The organism is Paenibacillus sp. MZ04-78.2 (genome assembly GCF_024213375.1).
Taxonomy (GTDB): Bacteria; Bacillota; Bacilli; order Paenibacillales; family NBRC-103111; genus Paenibacillus_G.
Genome location: NZ_JANAVJ010000025.1, coordinates 50,462 through 69,266 on the forward strand (window position 1 = coordinate 50,462; position 18,805 = coordinate 69,266).

15 protein-coding genes are annotated in these 18,805 nt (G+C 56.4%); 3 read left to right on the forward strand and 12 right to left on the reverse strand.

Annotated elements, in window-relative coordinates; genetic code table 11:
* Nucleotides 1–86: 86 nt before the first annotated feature.
* The 7 genes from argH to argC all read right to left on the reverse strand — a co-directional run bounded on the left by argH (nucleotide 87) and on the right by argC (nucleotide 8,335).
* Nucleotides 87–1,502 (reverse strand): argininosuccinate lyase, encoded by a 1,416-nt coding sequence (gene argH, locus NLX71_RS17230; protein ID WP_254365041.1) that lies wholly within the window; start codon nucleotides 1,500–1,502, stop codon nucleotides 87–89.
* A gap of 142 nt (nucleotides 1,503–1,644) precedes the next feature.
* Nucleotides 1,645–2,883, reverse strand: coding sequence for an argininosuccinate synthase (locus tag NLX71_RS17235; RefSeq protein ID WP_254365042.1), 1,239 nt, complete (start codon nucleotides 2,881–2,883; stop codon nucleotides 1,645–1,647).
* Nucleotides 2,884–2,922: 39 nt separating this feature from the next.
* Nucleotides 2,923–3,879: an ornithine carbamoyltransferase gene (argF, locus tag NLX71_RS17240; RefSeq protein WP_090674326.1), complete on the reverse strand. Its 957-nt coding sequence runs from the start codon at nucleotides 3,877–3,879 to the stop codon at nucleotides 2,923–2,925.
* Nucleotides 3,880–3,916: 37 nt separating this feature from the next.
* Complete coding sequence (locus NLX71_RS17245) at nucleotides 3,917–5,107, reverse strand: acetylornithine transaminase (RefSeq protein WP_254365043.1); 1,191 nt, start codon at nucleotides 5,105–5,107, stop codon at nucleotides 3,917–3,919.
* A gap of 43 nt (nucleotides 5,108–5,150) precedes the next feature.
* Nucleotides 5,151–5,942, reverse strand: a complete 792-nt coding sequence (gene argB / locus NLX71_RS17250; RefSeq protein ID WP_010496831.1) for an acetylglutamate kinase — start codon at nucleotides 5,940–5,942, stop codon at nucleotides 5,151–5,153.
* An 85-nt stretch (nucleotides 5,943–6,027) separates the two neighbouring features.
* A complete protein-coding gene (gene argJ / locus NLX71_RS17255) occupies nucleotides 6,028–7,260 on the reverse strand; it encodes a bifunctional glutamate N-acetyltransferase/amino-acid acetyltransferase ArgJ (protein WP_254365044.1) in 1,233 nt (410 codons plus the stop codon).
* Nucleotides 7,261–7,285: 25 nt separating this feature from the next.
* Nucleotides 7,286–8,335, reverse strand: a complete 1,050-nt coding sequence (argC, locus tag NLX71_RS17260) for an N-acetyl-gamma-glutamyl-phosphate reductase (RefSeq protein WP_254365045.1) — start codon at nucleotides 8,333–8,335, stop codon at nucleotides 7,286–7,288.
* A 208-nt stretch (nucleotides 8,336–8,543) separates the two neighbouring features.
* Between argC and NLX71_RS27090 the strand changes: the two genes are divergently transcribed.
* The 3 genes from NLX71_RS27090 to fdhD all read left to right on the forward strand — a co-directional run bounded on the left by NLX71_RS27090 (nucleotide 8,544) and on the right by fdhD (nucleotide 12,095).
* The gene (locus NLX71_RS27090) at nucleotides 8,544–8,828 is read left to right on the forward strand and encodes a Na-translocating system protein MpsC family protein (RefSeq protein ID WP_375377937.1); all 285 of its coding nucleotides are present in this window, start codon (nucleotides 8,544–8,546) and stop codon (nucleotides 8,826–8,828) included.
* 106 nt (nucleotides 8,829–8,934) lie between these two features.
* Nucleotides 8,935–11,286, forward strand: a complete 2,352-nt coding sequence (locus NLX71_RS17270; RefSeq protein WP_254365046.1) for an FdhF/YdeP family oxidoreductase — start codon at nucleotides 8,935–8,937, stop codon at nucleotides 11,284–11,286.
* A gap of 5 nt (nucleotides 11,287–11,291) precedes the next feature.
* Nucleotides 11,292–12,095 carry a formate dehydrogenase accessory sulfurtransferase FdhD gene (gene fdhD, locus NLX71_RS17275; RefSeq protein WP_254365047.1) on the forward strand — a complete coding sequence of 268 codons (804 nt, stop codon included), beginning with the start codon at nucleotides 11,292–11,294 and terminating at the stop codon, nucleotides 12,093–12,095.
* 219 nt (nucleotides 12,096–12,314) lie between these two features.
* Here the strand turns inward: fdhD and NLX71_RS17280 are convergent, their stop codons facing one another.
* From NLX71_RS17280 to NLX71_RS17300, 5 genes are all read right to left on the reverse strand, one after another.
* On the reverse strand, nucleotides 12,315–13,241 hold the full coding sequence (locus NLX71_RS17280) for a YitT family protein (RefSeq protein WP_375377936.1): 927 nt from the start codon (nucleotides 13,239–13,241) through the stop codon (nucleotides 12,315–12,317).
* 138 nt (nucleotides 13,242–13,379) lie between these two features.
* A protein-coding gene (prfB, locus tag NLX71_RS17285) for a peptide chain release factor 2 (protein WP_254365048.1) occupies nucleotides 13,380–14,508 on the reverse strand; the annotation gives its coding sequence in 2 pieces (ribosomal slippage) (nucleotides 13,380–14,435 and nucleotides 14,437–14,508; 1,128 coding nt in all).
* Nucleotides 14,509–14,627: 119 nt separating this feature from the next.
* Entirely contained in the window at nucleotides 14,628–17,129 is a 2,502-nt protein-coding gene (gene secA / locus NLX71_RS17290; protein ID WP_254365049.1) for a preprotein translocase subunit SecA, read from the reverse strand.
* Between the two features lie 193 nt (nucleotides 17,130–17,322).
* Entirely contained in the window at nucleotides 17,323–17,874 is a 552-nt protein-coding gene (gene hpf / locus NLX71_RS17295) for a ribosome hibernation-promoting factor, HPF/YfiA family (protein WP_254365050.1), read from the reverse strand.
* A 257-nt stretch (nucleotides 17,875–18,131) separates the two neighbouring features.
* Nucleotides 18,132–18,329, reverse strand: coding sequence for a cold shock domain-containing protein (locus NLX71_RS17300; protein ID WP_090674339.1), 198 nt, complete (start codon nucleotides 18,327–18,329; stop codon nucleotides 18,132–18,134).
* Nucleotides 18,330–18,805: the final 476 nt, after the last annotated feature.

Below are 18,805 nucleotides of genomic sequence, written 5' to 3' on the forward strand. Positions count from 1 at the left end.
CGCAGACGCGCGAAACCCCCACTCCGTCTGAAAGTGCGGCTGGTGGAGCCGCCCTTTCTGCGTGTGGGGGTTTTGACTTGCCTTGCTTACCTGCTTTTCGCGAAATATTCCTCGAACCAAGCCGACGAGCCAGCCAGAACGGCTTCCGCCCGTTCGATCGCTTGACTAACCTGCACCGCGGCGGTACCGCCGTAGACGTTGCGGGCGTTGACGACGCTCTCCGGCTGCAGCACGTCGTAGATGTCCTGATCGAACTGCTTGGAAAATTGGTGGAATTCCTCCAGCTTCAGGTCGAGCAAATACTTTTGATTTTGGATGCAGTAAAGTACGGTTTTGCCGATGACTTCGTGCGCTTGGCGGAACGGCATTCCCTTGTTCACCAAGTAGTCTGCAATATCCGTCGCATTGGAGAAGTCCTGGTTGACGGCTTGGCGCATCCGGTCCTTGTTCACCTTCATGGTGCTGACCATCGGCGCGAACAATTGCAGCGCGCCTTGCAGGGTGCGAACCGTATCGAACATCCCTTCTTTGTCTTCCTGCATATCCTTGTTGTAAGCGAGCGGCAGCGATTTCAGCACGGTCAGGAGGCCGAACAGATTGCCGTAGACACGGCCCGTTTTGCCGCGCACAAGCTCGGCAACGTCGGGATTTTTCTTCTGCGGCATAATGCTGCTGCCAGTACAGAAAGCGTCATCCAGTTCGATGAACCGGAACTCCGTGCTGGACCACAGCACGAACTCCTCGCTGAGGCGCGACAGGTGCATCATAATCGTCGCCGCGTTCGACAGGAACTCCAGAATGAAATCGCGGTCGCTTACCGCGTCCAGCGAGTTCTCATACACGCCGTCGAAGCCGAGCTGCTCCGCCACGAAGTGACGGTCGATCGGGAACGTCGTCCCGGCCAGCGCCCCGGCGCCCAGCGGCAGTACGTTCACGCGCTTGTAGCTGTCCTGCAGACGCTCAATGTCGCGCTGGAACATCGACACGTACGCCATCAAATGATGGGCGAACAATATCGGCTGCGCCCGCTGTAAATGCGTGTAGCCCGGCACGATCGTATCGAGGTTGGCTTTCGCTTGTCCGATCAGCGCTTCCTGCACCTTATTCAGCAGACCGACAAATTCCACGACCCGTTTGCGAAGCCATAAATGCATATCCGTAGCCACCTGATCGTTGCGGCTGCGGCCGGTGTGCAGCTTGCCTCCGACCGGGCCCACCTCGTCGATCAGCGCCTTCTCGATGTTCATATGAATGTCTTCGTCGCTAATGGAAAATTCCATTTCGCCCCGGCGAATCACATTCTGCACCTTCAGCAAACCGTCCTTAATTTTCTCCACGTCGTCTGCCGGAAGGATGCCGCATTTGCCCAGCATGGTCACATGCGCCAAACTGCCCTGAATGTCCTCCTCGGCCAGCTCCTTGTCGAACAGGATCGACGCCGTATATTCTTCGACCAGTTGGTCCGTCTTTTTCGTAAACCGTCCGCCCCACAGCTTGGACATATCAGCGTCCCCCTTTTTCGATATCCTATGCTCCGAATGAGTGCTGCCCGGTATACACAGCCTTAGGGCTTCCCGCTGACGGAAAACCCTAAGGCTCGTAGTAGTACAGGCTGATGATGGCCAGCTTCTCGCCTGCCGCCATTTATTTCGCCGCGTTCTGCTCGACGCCGGAAGCGACGCGCAAACGCAGCGCGTTCAAACGGATGAAGCCTGTCGCATCGCCTTGGTTGTACGCTTGCGTCGGATCGGCTTCCATCGTCGCAATGTGCGGGTTATATAAGCTGACCGGGCTCTTGACGCCAGCGGCGATCACATTGCCTTTGTACAGCTTGAGGCGCACCGTGCCGCTCACGTTCTTCTGGCTCTCGGATACGAGCGCCTGCAGCGCAAGCCGCTCCGGAGCGAACCAGAAGCCGTTGTACACAAGCGAGCTGTAACGCGAGATGAGCGAGTCGCGCAGATGCATGACTTCGCGGTCCATCGTGAGCGATTCCATCTTGCGGTGAGCGGAGAACAGAATGGCGCCGCCCGGGGTTTCGTACACGCCGCGGCTCTTCATGCCGACGAAGCGGTTCTCCACCATGTCGACGCGGCCGATCCCGTGCTTGCCGCCCAACTCGTTCAGCTTCTCCATCGCCTGCAACGGAATCATACGCTCGCCGTTCACGGCCACGCAGTTCCCCTGCTCGAACTCCAGCTCGACATATTCCGCCTGGTCCGGGGCATCCTCCGGGTCCACGCTCAGCAGATACATGTCTTTGTTTTCCGGTGCGCTCGCGTCGAACCACGGATCTTCGAGTACGCCGCTCTCATAGCTGATGTGCAGCAGATTGCGGTCCATCGAGTACGGCTTGGCCGCCGAAGCGGTGACCGGAATGCCGTGCTTCTCGGCGTAAGCAATCATCTCGGCCCGGCCCGGGAACTGCTCGCGGAACTGCTCCAGACGCCAAGGCGCGATGACCTCGATCTCCGGCGTCAGCGCCGCAGCCGTCAGCTCGAAGCGAATTTGGTCATTGCCCTTGCCCGTTGCGCCGTGAGCGATCGCCGTAGCGCCTTCCGCGCGCGCGATTTCGACCATGCGCTTCGCGATCAGCGGCCGCGCGATGCTGGTGCCGAGCAAGTATTGTCCTTCATAGAGCGCGCCCGACTGGAACATCGGATAAATGAAATCGCGGGCGAATTCTTCACGCAGGTCGTCGATGTAAACTTTGGAGGCGCCGGTGCTCAGCGCTTTCTCCTCCAAGCCGTCCAGCTCTTCCTTTTGTCCGATATCCGCGGTAAAAGCGATGATCTCGGCATCGTACGTATCTTTCAGCCATTTCAGAATGATTGACGTATCGAGGCCGCCGGAGTAGGCCAATACGATTTTTTGCTTTGCCATGTAGTTCCCGCTCTCCTTTAATTGTAAGCTTTCCGAATATTACAAGATCGCTGCCATGACTGCCTTTTGCGCATGCAGCCGGTTTTCAGCCTGATCGAAGATGACGGAGTTCGGTCCGTCGATGACCCCTTCGGACACTTCTTCCCCGCGGTGCGCCGGCAAACAGTGCATGAACAAGAAATCTTTTTTTGCATATTTCACGAGCTCGTCGTTGACCTGGTAGTTTTTGAACGCGATCTCCCGTTCTTTCTGCTCCGCCTCGAAGCCCATGCTGGCCCATACGTCCGTATAAATGACATCCGCATCCGCCACCGCTTCTTTCGGGTCGGCTCCCACGTAAATGGTTGCTCCCATTTTGGCAGCACTTTCATTGCACTGACGCAGCACTTCGCTGTCCGGCTCGTAGCCTTCCGGCGTCGCAACGGCGAAATTGACGCCAAGCTTGGCCGCGCCCATCAATAAGGAGTGTACCATATTATTTCCGTCGCCGATATAGGCCACTTTGAGCCCTTGCAGACGGCCTTTTTTCTCATAAATCGTCTGGTAATCCGCCAGCGCCTGGCACGGATGGGACAAATCCGTCAGCCCGTTAATCACCGGCACCGTTGCCGCCCGCGCCAGCTCGATGACCGTGCGGTGCGCGAAGGTGCGGATCATGATGCCGTCCAAATAACGCGACAGCGTCTGCGCCGTATCGTGAATCGATTCGCCGCGCCCGATTTGCAGATCGTTCTTGCTGAGGAACAGCGCATGCCCCCCAAGCTGATACATCCCTACCTCAAACGATACCCGCGTCCGCGTGGACGATTTTTCGAAAATCATGCCAAGCGTTTTACCTTTGAGCGGCTGGTACGCTTCGCCTGCTTTCTGCTTTCTCTTGAGCTCGACCGCGAGCTCGATCAAATATTGAATCTCTTCCGGCGCATAGTCGACCAAGCCGATAAAATCGCGCCCTCTGAGCTGAACCGCCAAATCTTGTTGTGCCGTTCCCGCCATGGATGTCTCCCCTTTCGGTATGCGTTTCTTTGTCAGCCTAGACAGCAGCTGCGGCTTTCTTCGCCAGTACGCTGCAGATCGTCTCCAGCCCGCGATCCAAATCTTCCTTCGAGATCAACAAGCTCGGCGCCAAACGGATCACGTTCGGTCCTGCCGCTACGACGAGCACGCCCTGCCCGTGAATTTCCGCGATCAGCTCCGCCGCTGGCACGGTCAAACCGATGCCGATCAGCAGCCCGAGCCCGCGGATCTGCCCTACCAGCGGATTGTCCGCCAGCTTCGTTTGCAGCTCGCTCATAATGTAACCGCCCAGCTCCGCCGCGCGCTCCGGCAGCTTCTCCGCCAGCATCGTCTCTACAGTTGCAATTCCCGCCGCGGTAGACAAGTAGTTCCCGCCGAACGTGGTGCCGTGGCTTCCGGCTGCGAACGCTTCGCGCAGCTTCGCTTTGCCGAGCAGCGCGCCGATCGGCATGCCGCTGCCCAGCCCTTTGGCCAGCGTGAACAAATCCGGCTCAATGCCGTAATGCTCATAGGCAAACAACTTGCCCGTCCGTCCCATACCGGTCTGAATCTCGTCCAGAATGAGCAGCAGCCCGTGCTGCTTGCACAGCTCCGCTACCCGCTTCACAAACGCAGGGTCCGCCGGATTGACGCCGCCTTCGCCCTGCACCAGCTCAAGCATAATCGCGCACGTCTGATCGCCGATCAGCTTCTCCAAAGCGTCCGTGGCGTTGTACGGCGCGTAGACGAAGCCTTCCGGCAGCGGCGCGAAGCCCTCTTTCACTTTATCCTGTCCCGTTGCCGTCAGCGTAGCCAGCGTACGGCCGTGGAACGACATATCGAAAGTAATGATCTCGTAGCGCTGCGGCTGGCCGAGCACCTTGTTGAAATAGCGCCGCGCCAGCTTGATCGCCGCTTCGTTCGCCTCCGCTCCGCTGTTGCAGAAAAACACCGCATCGGCGCAGCTGTTGTCCACGAGAAGCTGAGCGAGCTTCTCCTGGTTCGGAATGTGGAACAGGTTGCTCGTATGCCAGAGCGTATCAACCTGCTCCTTCAGCCGCTGAGTCACCTGCTTCGGCGCATGCCCGAGGTTCGTCACCGCCAGCCCGCACATCAAATCCAGATACTCCTTGCCATGCTCATCCCACAGACGGCTGCCGTCCCCCTTCACAAACGTAAAAGGATACCGTGCGTAGTTCGGAAACAATGCGCTTTGAGCCTCTCCCATGTCGTTCACTCCTTTGTCTCGGATCATTTAAAATGAATACAATTTATTCCTTCACAATGCGGGTGCCGATTCCGCCGTCCTTCAGCGCCCGGCTGAGCACTTCCGGCTCTGCGCCGTTAACGATGACGACTTCGCGCACCTTGCCTTGAATACACTGTACCGCTGCGCGTACTTTCGGAATCATGCCGCCGTAAATTTCGCCGCTGGCGATCATTTCGTCGATCTCACGAACGGTGACCGAGGGCAGAACCCGCTTCTCGCCGTCCACGGTCTTCATAATGCCGGGTACGTCCGTCACAACGATCATCCGCTCCACGCCCAGGTGCGATGCCACAGCGCCAGCCGCCGTATCGGCGTTGATGTTGTAGCGTTGACCGCCGTCGGCTCCGATGCCGACCGGCGCGATGACGGGGATGTAGCCCATCGCCACGATGCCCTGCACAAGCTCCGCATTCACCTGCGTCACGTCGCCGACAAGCCCGATCTCGTGCGCGTTCGCCACCGGTGCCGCCTCGATCAGATGTCCGTCAACGCCGGACAAGCCGAGCGCTTTCGCCCCGGAAAGCTGGATTTTGCGGACGATTTCTTTGTTAATTTGTCCAGCCAGTACCATTTCGACCACATCAAGTACGGCTTCGTTCGTTTTGCGAAGGCCGTTCACGAATTCGGACTCAATGCCCAGCTTGCCGAGCGTGTCCGAGATCGCCGGACCGCCGCCGTGCACGATGACGGGAATGATGCCTTCCGCTTGCAGCCGCTTCAAATCGTCGAAAAAAAGCTTCGGCAGCGCCGCGAGTGTACTGCCGCCGCATTTCATCACAAAACAATTGCTCATCCGAACCGTTCCCCTTTATCGTTTCACCGGTCTGCAACACGGGGTTGCGGGTGGTTTGTTTTCGCCTTATTTGCCGTGCTACAGGCTACGTCCGGTACGCCGCGTTGATTCGCACGTAATCATAGGTCAAATCGCAGCCCCAAGCCGTCGCCGTCGCTTCGCCCATATGCAGGTCGATATGGATGAGCACGAAATCGCCCTTCAGGTATTCCGCAGCCCGCTCCTCGTCGAACTTCACCGGACGCGATTGCTCCAGCACGACGATGTCGCCGAGGCGGATGTCGACAGCTTCCGTTTTCACCGGATGCCCTGCGCGGCCGACCGCCGCAATGATGCGTCCCCAGTTGGCATCGGCGCCGAAGCAAGCGGATTTCACCAGGCTCGAGCCGATGACCGTCTTCGCAATCGCCCGTGCCGCTTCACGCGAATCTGCATTCACCACCGTGACCTCGATCAGCTTTGTCGCCCCTTCGCCGTCCCGTGCAATCGCCTTGGCCAAGTACTCGCCCACATGATTGAACGCGGCCTTGAACGCCGCCCAGTCCGCATGCTCCGGGGTCAAGCGCTCGTTCTCTGCCAGTCCGCTTGCCATGACGACAACCATATCGTTCGTGCTCGTGTCGCCGTCGACGGTAATCATGTTGAACGTCGAATCGGTGACGTCGTTCAGCAGCTCTTGCAGCTCGGCGCTTTCGATGTTTGCGTCGGTCGTCATAAACCCGAGCATCGTCGCCATGTTCGGATGGATCATGCCCGACCCCTTCGCCGCCCCGGCAATGTGCACGGTACGTCCGCCAACCGTCACGCGAACGCAAATTTCTTTTTTGACCAGATCGGTCGTTAAAATCGCCTGGCAGAAGTCGTCCCCGCCGTCCGTGCTTACCGCCGCCGGAAGCTTCTCGATGCCTCCCAGCACCTTCGGCATCGGCAGCAGCTCGCCGATCACGCCCGTGGACGTCACGCCGACCAGATGCTCGGCTACGCCGAACGCTTTGGCGCCCGCCGCACGCATCGCGCGCGCATCGTCTTCGCCCTGTTGACCCGTGCAGGCATTGGCGTTGCCGCTGTTCACCAGCATCGCCTGTAGCTTGCCGCCCTGCGCAATGCTCTCTTGCGTCACCTTCAGGGGAGCCGCCTGAAACTGGTTCAGCGTATAGACGCCTGCCGCTTCTGCGGGCACCTCGCACACAATGGCGCCGAGATCGTGGCGCTCCGTTTTTTTCAAGCCGCAGTGCAGCCCACCCGCACGAAACCCTTTGGGCGTCGTCACGGAGCCGTCCGGCACCACCGTAAACGCATCGTTAACTTTTGTCGACATCGCTTTCTTCACCTGTTCCCTTACGTTATGGATATACCGGAGTGAAAGCGAGACCCGTCGCTTCATCCCAGCCCATCATCAAATTCAAGTTTTGAATGGCTTGCCCGGCCGCGCCTTTGACTACATTATCAATAACCGACACGATCGTCAGGCGCCCCGTGCGCGAATCGAGCGACAGCCCGATATCGCAGTAGTTCGAGCCCCAAACTTCCTTCGTCGCCGGGTATTTCCCCTTGTCCCGGATGCGCACGAACTTGCGTCCCTCATAATATTGACGGTACAGCTCGCGAATATCGTCCTCGCTCCGCGGGCTTGTGAGATTCACATAAATCGTAGATAAAATACCGCGCGTCATCGGCACCAAATGCGTCGTGAACGTCATTACGACTTCTTCTCCGGCAATCCGGCTCAGCGCCTGCTCGATCTCCGGTGTATGCTGATGCTTGTTCACTTTATAAGCCAGGAAGTTTTCGTTAATCTCCGAATAGTGCACGAGCAGGCTGAGACCGCGTCCCGCGCCCGATACGCCCGACTTGGCGTCCGCGATGATCGACTTTGGATCGATCCAGCCGGTTGCAGCAAGCGGCGCCAGACCAAGCAGCGTGGCCGTAGGATAGCAGCCCGGATTGGAAATGAAGTCCTTCCCCCGCACTTCTTCTCCGAACACTTCGCATAGCCCGTAAACGGCTCTCTTCAAATATTCCGGATCAGCCGGCTTATGTTTATACCATGTCTCGTATACATCGCCCGATTGCAGGCGGAAATCGCCGGATATATCGATGACCTTCAGCCCGGCATCCAGCAGCTTCGGCGACAGCTCAGTGCTGACCCCATGCGGCGTTGCCAGGAAGACGACGTCCGCTTTGCTTCGGATCAGCTCGACATCGACCGCATCCAGCCGGTCCGTCAAAATTTGGTTCAAATGCGGGTAACCGTCCGCAATCGGCGCTCCGGCGCTCGAGGAGGAAATTACCGAGGTAATCTCCACCTTCGGATGCGCCAGCAAAAGCCGGATCAGCTCCACTCCGCCATAGCCGGTTGACCCGACGATCGCTGCTCTTAATTTCGTAGTCATGTTCCGTCCCTCCACGTGAAAACTATGTATTATTATACATTCGGAAGCATAATAATTCAACGAAATTTTTCCCTTATCCGTCGTCCGGTCCCGCTGTCCGCCTGGGTGGAAAGCTCGCTGCCGCCACGCGTTTTTCATTGTATTGAAGGCAAGGCGTACGTCGTATGCCGGACCATCTTGAACAGAAGCTTCCCCCATGATAAAATTTATGAAGCAAAAAGGTCGCCGTAAACGGATTGTTCCAAATGAACAAGGCAGAGGCCGATTTCGGCGATCTATTGAAAGCGTTTCGCAAACGTCCTATGGGCGAGGCCCGCTGGAGATTCGCACGACGTTCTGCAAGCATTGGGTCATCTGTGGGATGGAGGGCAACCTATCCCCCGTCAAGAAATTCAGCGTGCGGCAAATTTGTATAGCAAGCGGACAGCCTTCCCCAGCACTTATAATTGTATATGTGCCGTTGGCACTTGGCAGCGGATCTGCTCAAGACTAACCGCCGCAACAGATCCGCTCCCGTCTTCCGCAACTGTTCGGAAATCGTAAGCTGCATCTTTGCGGCTTTTTTTATCCCATTTTCAGGAAAAGGTGGTCTTCTCTCTATGGGCACTACGAAGCATACCGGGCGCATCTCGCTCCCTTCCCGACCCGATCCGTCGCTGTGGGTCAGCAAGGTGCCGTTCGGCCTGAACCGGATCAAGCCGCGGCATATCCGCGATACGTTCAAAGCATTTTGGGACAACCGCGATCAGCTCCCTTACGCCGCCCGCATCTTGACCCAGGGTGTCTGCGACGGCTGCGCACTCGGCGTCTCCGGGCTGTACGATCAGACGCTGAACGGCCCGCACCTGTGCACGACCCGGCTCAACGTGCTGCGGTTGAACACGATGCCGGCGATCCGGGAAGAAGTGCTGCATGCGGATATCGACGAGCTGCTCCGGATGGACAGCACCGCGCTGCGCAAGCTCGGACGGCTGCCGTATCCGCTCATTCGCCGCAAAGGCGAGCGCCGGTTTAGCCGGATCACATGGGATGAAGCCCTTAACGAAATTGCCGCCAAAATCCGCAGCATCGATCCCAAGCAGCTCGCCTTCTACTTGACGGCGCGCGGCATCACGAACGAATCGTATTACACCGCGGCCAAGGTAGCGCGGTTTCTTGGGACGAATCATATCGACAACGCATCGCGCATCTGCCACTCTCCGTCCAAAACGGCCTTGAAACGGTCCGTCGGGATCGGAGCTTCGAGCTGCAGCTACAAAGACTGGATCGGCACGGACGTGCTCGTCTTCTGGGGCAGTGTGGCGGCGAACAATCAGCCGGTATCGACGAAGTACATGTACGCAGCCAAGCGGAAAGGGACGAAAATCATCGTCATCAATCCGTACTACGAGCCGTCGATGGACCAATACTGGATTCCGTCGATTGCGGAATCGGCTTTATTCGGCACAAAGCTTACAGACGACTTCTACCAAGTTCATATCGGCGGGGATATCGCTTTTATGAACGGCGTCATGAAGCATTGGTTCGAAATGGAGGATGCCGATCCGGGTTCGGCCGTCGACCATGACTTTGTCCAGGCGCATACGAACGACTATGAAGAGCTGCGGGCCCACGTGATGCGCCAAGACTGGACGCTGCTCGAATCGTCGTCGGGCCTGTCCCGCGAGCGCATGGGAGAATTCGCCCGGATGCTCGCTGCCGCAAAGTCGGCGGTATTCGTGTGGAGCATGGGGCTGACGCAGCACCGCTTCGGCACGGACAATATTTCGCAGGTGGCCAATCTGGCCTTGCTGCGCGGGTTTCTGGGCCGCGAGCATTGCGGCCTGATGCCGATCCGCGGCCACAGCGGCGTGCAGGGCTCGGGCGAGATGGGCGCCGACCCGTTCAGCCTGCCGGGCGGCGAGTTCAAAGGCAGTGACATCGAGCGGATCGAGCGGCTGTGGAACTTTCCCCTGCCGAAATGGCAGGGGGACATCGTCGGCGTATCGCTGGAAAATGCGCTGCTGCCGGAAGATCACGAGCGAAGGCTCAAAGTATTCTATACGTCCGGCGGCAACTTTCTGGAAACGATGCCGGACCCGGAATTTGTGGAGCGCTGCCTCTCGGGCGTTGAGCTCCGCGTGCATCAGGATATTATTCTGAACACATCGACTCTGGTTGATGCAAAAGAAACGGTCATTGTCCTCCCCGCCATGACCCGCTACGAGCAGCCTGGCGGAGGGACATCCACCTCAACGGAGCGAATGGTGTACTTCTCGCCGGAGATCGAAGGGCCCCGGATGCCGGAAGCCCGGGCGGAATGGGCTATCTACGTTGATCTCGCCGCCCGCATCAAACCAGAAACAAAGCATTTGATCGGCTGCGAAGACGCCTTCGCGATCCGGGAGGAAATTGCTCTGGCCGCAGCTAATTACGACGGCATTCAGCATTTGCGCCATCGCGGCGACGTGTTTCAGTGGGGCGGCGCCTGGCTTTGCGAAGGCGGCATTTGCCCGACACCGGATGGCCGGGGAACGCTGCTGCCGATTGAGCTGCCCGAGCTGCGCAAGCCTGAGGGGCATTTTTACGTGACGACCCGTCGGGGCAAGCAGTTCAATTCGATGGTCTACAGCGAGACCGATCCGTTCAACGGCGCAGACCGGTACGATGTGCTGATGAACGAACTGGACGGGCGGACATTTCAGCTTCGGGAAGGCGACGCCATTGTCGTTTACAACCGGTACGGAGCGTTTCACGGCCGGGTAAAATGGGACCGCATGAAGGAAGGCAATATCGAAGTCCATTGGCCGGAGGGGAACGTGCTGATCCCGAAAGGGGTATATGAGCCGTTCGCAGGCATTCCGGAATACAATACGACGGTCATCGTGGAAAAAGCGGAGACCTACCACGCTTTCAAGGATACGAAGTACGTGGAACGGCGCATTGAAGAGTTGGAGACGGAAAGTGGGTGAGGTCCATGGATAAGGAGCATTCGGTTGCGAGCCGGACCGTCTGGCATTATGACGGGGAAAAGCTTCAAGCCCGGAACGATCGGATCGCTTCGGAGAGGCCTTTTACTTTGGAGCTTGACGGAGAGGAGTTTGCCACCATCGTCTGCACTCCGACCGATCTGGAAGACTTGACGTTCGGCTTTCTCGCCTCCGAAGGCGTCATCCGAACGGCGGACGAGGTGATCGGGCTTGCCGTCGATCCTCGCCGGGGCTTGGCCCAAATCCGCCTGCTTCACCCAGAGCGCGGCCGCAGCCCGGACCATTCCAAGCGATTCATCGGCTCGTGCTGCGGCAAAGGCCGGCAGTTTTATTTTCGCAGCGATGTACGCACAGCCAAGACCGTCATGTCACGGCGAACGATTACTCCAGCTCAATGTATCGGCTTGGTCCGGCAGCTGCAGGACGGCTCGGACCTCTTTCGCGAAACAGGCGGGGTGCATAACGCCGCCCTCTGCTCCCCGGAGCGCCTGCTCGTCCGCCGCACCGACATCGGCCGCCACAACGCGCTCGACAAGGTGTTCGGCCACTGCCTGCGCGAGCGCTTATCGATGAAAGACAAAGTCGTCGCCTTCAGCGGACGCGTCAGCTCGGAGGTGCTGCTCAAAACGTCCAAAATGGGCGTCGGCACGCTGCTTTCCAAGTCTGCGCCGACCGATCTCGCACTCGAGCTTGCCGACGAGCTGGGCATCACCGTTGTCGGCTTTATTCGTGGTAGCTCATTCAACGTCTATTCACACCCGGAGAGAATTACAGAGCCATCCGACGGCTAGCCGGTCAAACGTCTCTCATATTGAGGCGTTTCGCTGTGGGATGCCCGGCGCTGCTGTCAGACCGCATGCGGCGTCTTTCACACGTGGACGTTTCGGTGTTCTATCCAGTGCCGGAACTTTTTTATTCGCTTCCGGTGTTTCCGTCTCGTCAGGTACTCCGGCAATTGAACCTATAGGGTGGCTGTAAGCAGTCAACCGCCTGCGGCCGCCGTACTCTTCCTAAGGGCCCGCTCCAGAGCCCATCAGCTTGAACCCTTCCCCCAGCACTTCGTTCGTATCGCTTAAAATGACAAATGCCTCCGGATCAAGCTTCCGCACCAACGTTTTCAATCGGGTCACTTCCGTTTGCCCAACCACAACCATCAAGACCGTACGGCTTTGGCCGGTGTACCCGCCTTTGGCTTCCAGCTCCGTCAGTCCCCGATCCAGCTCATGCAAAATCGCTTCCCGAATTTTGTCCGAAACCGACGAGACGATAAACGCTACTTTAGAGTAATTTAATCCGATTTGCACGACACCGATCGTTTTGCTTGTCACAAACAGCCCGATAAGTGCGTACATCGCTTTTTCCGGGGACAGCACGATACCCGCCGATAAAATAACCAGCCCGTCCAGCATCGCAACGCACAATCCGAGGCCGATGCCGGTGTATCGGTGGATAAGCTGCGCGGCCAAATCCAAGCCCCCTGTCGACCCGCGGCCGCGAAACACAAGCCCCAGTCCCATCCCGATGAAGATGCCGCCGTAAATGCTGGCGAGCAATAAATTGTCCGTCAAGGAAGGAAGCTCGCGCGTCAGCAAAACCATAAAGGGGAGCACCACCGACCCGACCGCCGTCTTGACGCCGAACTGCCTTCCCAGCAGCAGAGTACCGGTAATAAACAACGGGATGTTCAGGGCCCATTGGGTATAGGCCGGCTCGAAGCTGAACAGCGTCTGAACGATGATACTGATGCCCGTCACCCCGCCCGATGCAACTTGATTCGAGCTCAAAAATACGTTAAAGCTGACTGCAATCAGGAGCGAACCGAGGAGCAGGAGACTGTATTCCTTAAGCAAGCCCTGCCAGCGGGGCGAAGCAGCGGCTTCCCGCCCCTTCCATCCCATTCGTCTGCTTGATCTTCCGCTGCCTTCGATTACTGACATCCGCTCTCCCCCTGCATAAAAAACTACACGCCAGTTTCGACTTCTTCTCTGGCCGAGCCGAACCTCCCTCGGGAGTTGGCGGTGCCAGCGAAATACGAAGCCGTTACTAACGTGTAGGATGAGCTTGCCTGTTTCATTTTATGATGCGCCGTCTTCTTTATCCGGCTTATTGATTTGCTGGCGCAAATAGGCGTCGATAAATGCGTCCAAATCGCCGTCCATCACCGCGCCGACATTGCCGGTTTCCTCTTGGGTTCGGTGATCCTTGACCATGCTGTACGGATGGAATACGTACGAGCGGATCTGGCTGCCCCATGCGATGTCAGATACTTCGCCGCGGATTTCCGCGAGCTGCTTTTGCTGTTCCTCGATTTTTTTCTCGTACAGCTTGGACCGGAGCATTTTCATCGCGCGCTCGCGGTTCTTAATCTGCGAACGCTCCGTCTGGCAGCTGACGACGACGCCCGTCGGAATGTGGGTAATCCGTACCGCCGAGTCCGTCGTATTGATGTGCTGGCCGCCCGCTCCGCTGGAGCGGTACGTATCCACCCTGAGATCCTCCGTACGGATGTCGATTTCCACATCGTCGTCAATTTCCGGCATCACATCACACGATACGAATGACGTATGGCGGCGCCCCGAAGCGTCGAACGGCGAAATGCGCACCAAGCGATGTACGCCTTTTTCCGCCTTCAAGTAGCCGTAAGCGTTGTACCCTTTAATAAGCAGCGTCACGCTTTTTACACCGGCCTCATCGCCCGGCAAATAATCGAGCACCTCGACTTTGAAGTCGCGCTTCTCGGCCCAGCGGCGGTACATGCGCAGCAGCATCTCCGCCCAGTCCTGCGATTCCGTACCGCCCGCGCCCGGATGAAGCTCCAGAATCGCATTTAGACGGTCATACGGCTGACTGAGCAGCAGTTGCAGCTCGAAGTTCTCCAGCTTCTTGACGAGGGAAGCGATCCCGGCCTCAATCTCTGCCGCCATGCTGTCGTCCTGCTCCTCCTGCATGAGCTGGGCCATGACCTCGAGGTCGTCGTATTCCGAAGCTAACGTCTGGAACTCGTCGACTACGCTTTTGACCCCGTTCGCTTCTCCAATCAGCTTCTGCGCCCGTTCGTTGTCGTCCCAAAAATCCGGCGCCGACATCTTCTCTTCATAATCCGCGATCTGCTCCAGCTTCAGATCTAAGTCAAAGAGACCCCCTGAGCTCAGCCAATCGCTTGGCCGTTTCTTGCAAATCCCGCTTTACATCCGCTTCTAACATGATTCAGCACCTCTATCCGTTAATTTTGCACCTGTTACCGAAAAGGGAGACCGGAGCGACGCCCCGACCTCCCGCTTCCTATAAATTTACCGTGCCGTTGACTCATCAGACAATTAAAGCTACACGCCGTGGCACTGTTTGTATTTCTTCCCGCTGCCGCAAGGACACAGATCGTTGCGTCCGATCCGGTCTTCGCTTACTGCCGGTTTCTTCGGCGCCGGTTCGCCGTTCGTAGCCATCTCGTGCTCATCGATTACCGCTTCCCGCACCAGGTTCGTCTCCACATGAGCTTTCATGATGTACGTCGAAACTTCCTCTTGGATGCTCTGGATCATCTCGTTGAACATTTCGAAGCCTTCAAATTGGTATTCGCGCAGCGGGTCTGTCCCGCCGTACGCCCGGAGATGAATCCCTTGACGCAGTTGATCCATCGCATCGATGTGGTCCATCCATTTGCTGTCGACGGCGCGAAGAACGACAACCTTCTCGAACTCGCGCATGAACTCCAGACCGATCTGCTGCTCGCGCTCTTCGTAGAGACGCTTCAAGAGATCTTGCATATATTCGACGATCTCTTCTTTTTCTTTGCCCCACAGCTCGTCTTTGGTCAGTTGGCCTTCATGCAGGAACGTGCCGTTCGCGTAGTCGACGATTGCCTGCAAATCCCACTCCTCCGGAACGAGGTCTGCCGGACAATGCGCTTCGACGACCCGATCGATCACCGGCATCATCATGCCAAGCACGATGTCGCGAATGTTCTCGGACTCGATTACTTCGCGGCGCTGCTTGTAGATAATTTCCCGCTGTTGGTTCATGACGTCGTCGTATTGGAGGACGACTTTCCGTACGTCGAAGTTGTTGCCTTCGACTCGCTTCTGTGCAGACTCGATCGCTTTAGAGATCAGCTTGCTCTCGATCGGTTGGTCTTCCTCGAAGCCAAGGCGGTCCATCATGCCCATGATGTTCTCCGCTCCGAAACGGCGCATGAGCTCATCTTCCAGCGACAAGTAAAACTGGGTCGAACCCGGGTCACCCTGACGGCCTGAGCGACCGCGGAGCTGGTTGTCGATCCGGCGGCTTTCATGCCGCTCCGTACCTATAATATGCAGACCTCCGGCTTGCGGTACTCCATCGCCGAGCATAATGTCCGTACCGCGTCCGGCCATGTTGGTTGCGATCGTCACGGAGCCCGGTTGACCCGCGCGTGCGACGATTTCCGCTTCCTCCGCATGGTATTTGGCGTTCAAAACTTTATGCTGAATGCCTTTCTTCTTCAGCATCTCGGACAACCGCTCCGAGTTCTCGATTGATACCGTACCGACGAGCACAGGCTGGTTGTTTTTATGCCGTTCCACGATTTCGTTTACGACCGCGCGGAATTTGCTGGCCACCGACTTGTACACGACATCCGGCATGTCTTTACGGATCATCGGTTTGTTGGTCGGGACAACAATAACGTCCAAGTTGTAAATCTTCTTCAGTTCTTCTTCTTCCGTCTTCGCCGTACCGGTCATCCCGGACAGCTTGCGATACATCCGGAAGTAGTTCTGCAGTGTAATCGTCGCGAGCGTCATCGACTCGTTCTGCACCTGCAGCTTCTCCTTGGCTTCAATTGCCTGATGAAGCCCTTCGCTATACCGGCGGCCCGTCATCAAACGGCCGGTAAATTCGTCTACGATTACGATCTCGCCTTCTTGTACGACATAGTCAACATCACGGCGCATGATGATGTGGGCTTTCAACGCTTGCTGAATGTGGTGGTTAATCTGCACGTGGTCGTGATCGAACAAGTTTTCGATACCGAAGGCGCGTTCCACCTTCGCCACTCCCGGTTCGGTCAAAGCAACGGACCGGAGCTTCTCGTCGACCGTGAAGTCTTCCTCTTCCAACCGGTTGACGACCTGATCGGCAATTAAATACAGATCCGTGGATTTGGCAGCTTGTCCGGAAATAATCAACGGCGTACGGGCTTCGTCGACCAAGATCGAGTCCACTTCGTCAATGACCGCATAGTACAACGGACGCTGTACCATTTGCTCTTTGTACACGACCATGTTGTCGCGCAAATAATCGAAACCGAACTCGTTGTTCGTTCCGTAGGTAACATCGCAAGCGTAAGCCTGCTGCTTCGCATCATGCGACAGGCTCGGCAGGTTGACCCCGACGGTCATCCCCAGGAATTCGTAGATCTTGCCCATCTCGCCGCTGTCCCGTTGGGCCAAGTAATCGTTGACCGTAACGACGTGTACGCCTTTGCCGAGGAGCGCATTCAAATACACCGGGAGCGTACCGACCAGCGTCTTCCCTTCCCCGGTACGCATCTCCGCTATTCTGCCTTCGTGCAGCGTCATACCGCCGATCAACTGCACGTCATAATGACGCTTGCCCAAGACGCGCTTGGACGCTTCACGCACAACGGCGAAAGCTTCCGGCAGCAGATCGTCCAGACCCTCGCCTTTTTCCAGGCGCTCACGGAATTCTACAGTTTTGCCTCGCAGCTGTTCATCGGAAAGCGGTTCGATCGAAGGTTCGAGAGAATTAATGTATTCCACGGCTTTCCACATGCGCTTCAATTCGCGCTCATTCGAATCGCCAAATATTTTTTTAACGAGTCCTAGCATGTTGCTAATCCCCTTCCTTATTAAAAAACATAGCCTATCCTAAATTGTAACAGCTTGCGTCCTTCACCGCAACAAACCCGCCCCGATTTCCCGAATCTACTAAAAAAGAGCCTGCCCGAACGCGCAGGCATCACTGGACGCACCGCTGTAGCGTTCGAACAAGCTCGGTTCTTTTCTTAAGTCTTCGAACGGATTATCTGGCCGGCTCGATGAGGCCGTACTTTCCGTCATTGCGTTTGTAGACCACGTTGACTTGCGCGGTATCGGAATTCGAGAAAACGAAGAAATTATGGCCTACCATGTTCATTTGCAAAATTGCCTCTTCCACATCCATCGGCTTCAGCGTAAAACGCTTCGTCCGCACCAATTCGTAATCCTCTTCATCCTCCAGGGAATAGGAAGTGTCGGGCAGTTCCATCCGGAACAGATCTTTAATGCCACCGTTCAGGCGAATTTTGCGGTTGGCTTTCGTCTTGGCCTTGCGAATTTGGCGTTCCAACTTGTCCACAACCAGATCAGCGGCTGCGTACATATCGGCGTGCTTCTCTTCCGCCCGCAGCATAAGGCCCGTGAGCGGAATCGTCACCTCAACGGTTTGCATGCCTTTCACAACGCTGAGAGTGACATTGACTTCAGATGTAGGGGGAGCTTCAAAGTAGCGTTCCAGTCTGCCTAATTTTTTCTCGACATGGTCTTTCAACGCTTCCGTTACCTCGATGTTTTCACCGCGAATGTTGAATTTCATGTGCGACTCCTCCTTTCATACTTACATTATACTATATTCACTCCCCACCTTCAAAAATCCTTCATAAAATTCGAGGAAAATTTACAAAATATTTGGACAATTTATGGCAACTGTGTATGCGTTTCCTTTTGGCTTTTTCTGACAAGGTCCGGGCGCACGAAAAACACCCTTGGATTCCCCAAGGGTGTGATCAAGTTCGCGCTAATATTGTTCAAACAATAACCATCTATTACGAGCGGCCGAAACCGGCCGGATGATTACAACTTGACGACGTTAGCCGCTTGAGGACCACGTGCGCCCTCAACGATATCGAACTCAACGGATTGGCCTTCTTCCAAAGTTTTGAAGCCATCGGATTGGATCGCGGAGAAGTGTACGAATACGTCGCCACCGTCTTCACGCTCGATGAAACCGTAACCTTTTTCTGCGTTAAACCATTTAACTTTACCTTGCATGTAAAACATTCCCTTCATTATCAAATAACTGCAAGCATTGCTCACAATTCGAATATATCATCCCCCGCTCCCCGCTGTCAATCGAACTTGGCCATGTTGGTGAAATATTTCGAAAATTCGAGTATTAACATGGCGTTAATAAAATACTCACAGCCCAAAAGCCTATCGTATCGCGGTTTATCGACATTTTTCGCGAAGTTATCAACAGAGTTATGCACATTGTCCACAGGGGTATGGCGCACACACCGATATAACCCACATTTCGCAGGTGAAACTGCGCGAAAATCAAATTTATTGAAGGGAAATCACCGACTTCCAGAGAATGTAAGGGGATAGTTTTTTCTCTGAAGGCGATCACGTGAATACTCCGCTTAAAACGTATTCGTATACTTCAGGCCACGCCGTGTTGGTGGACCGACTTTGTCGTGAAATCGAGTTTGAGCAGACTTTGAATGAGCTGCTTCCATGGGATGCGA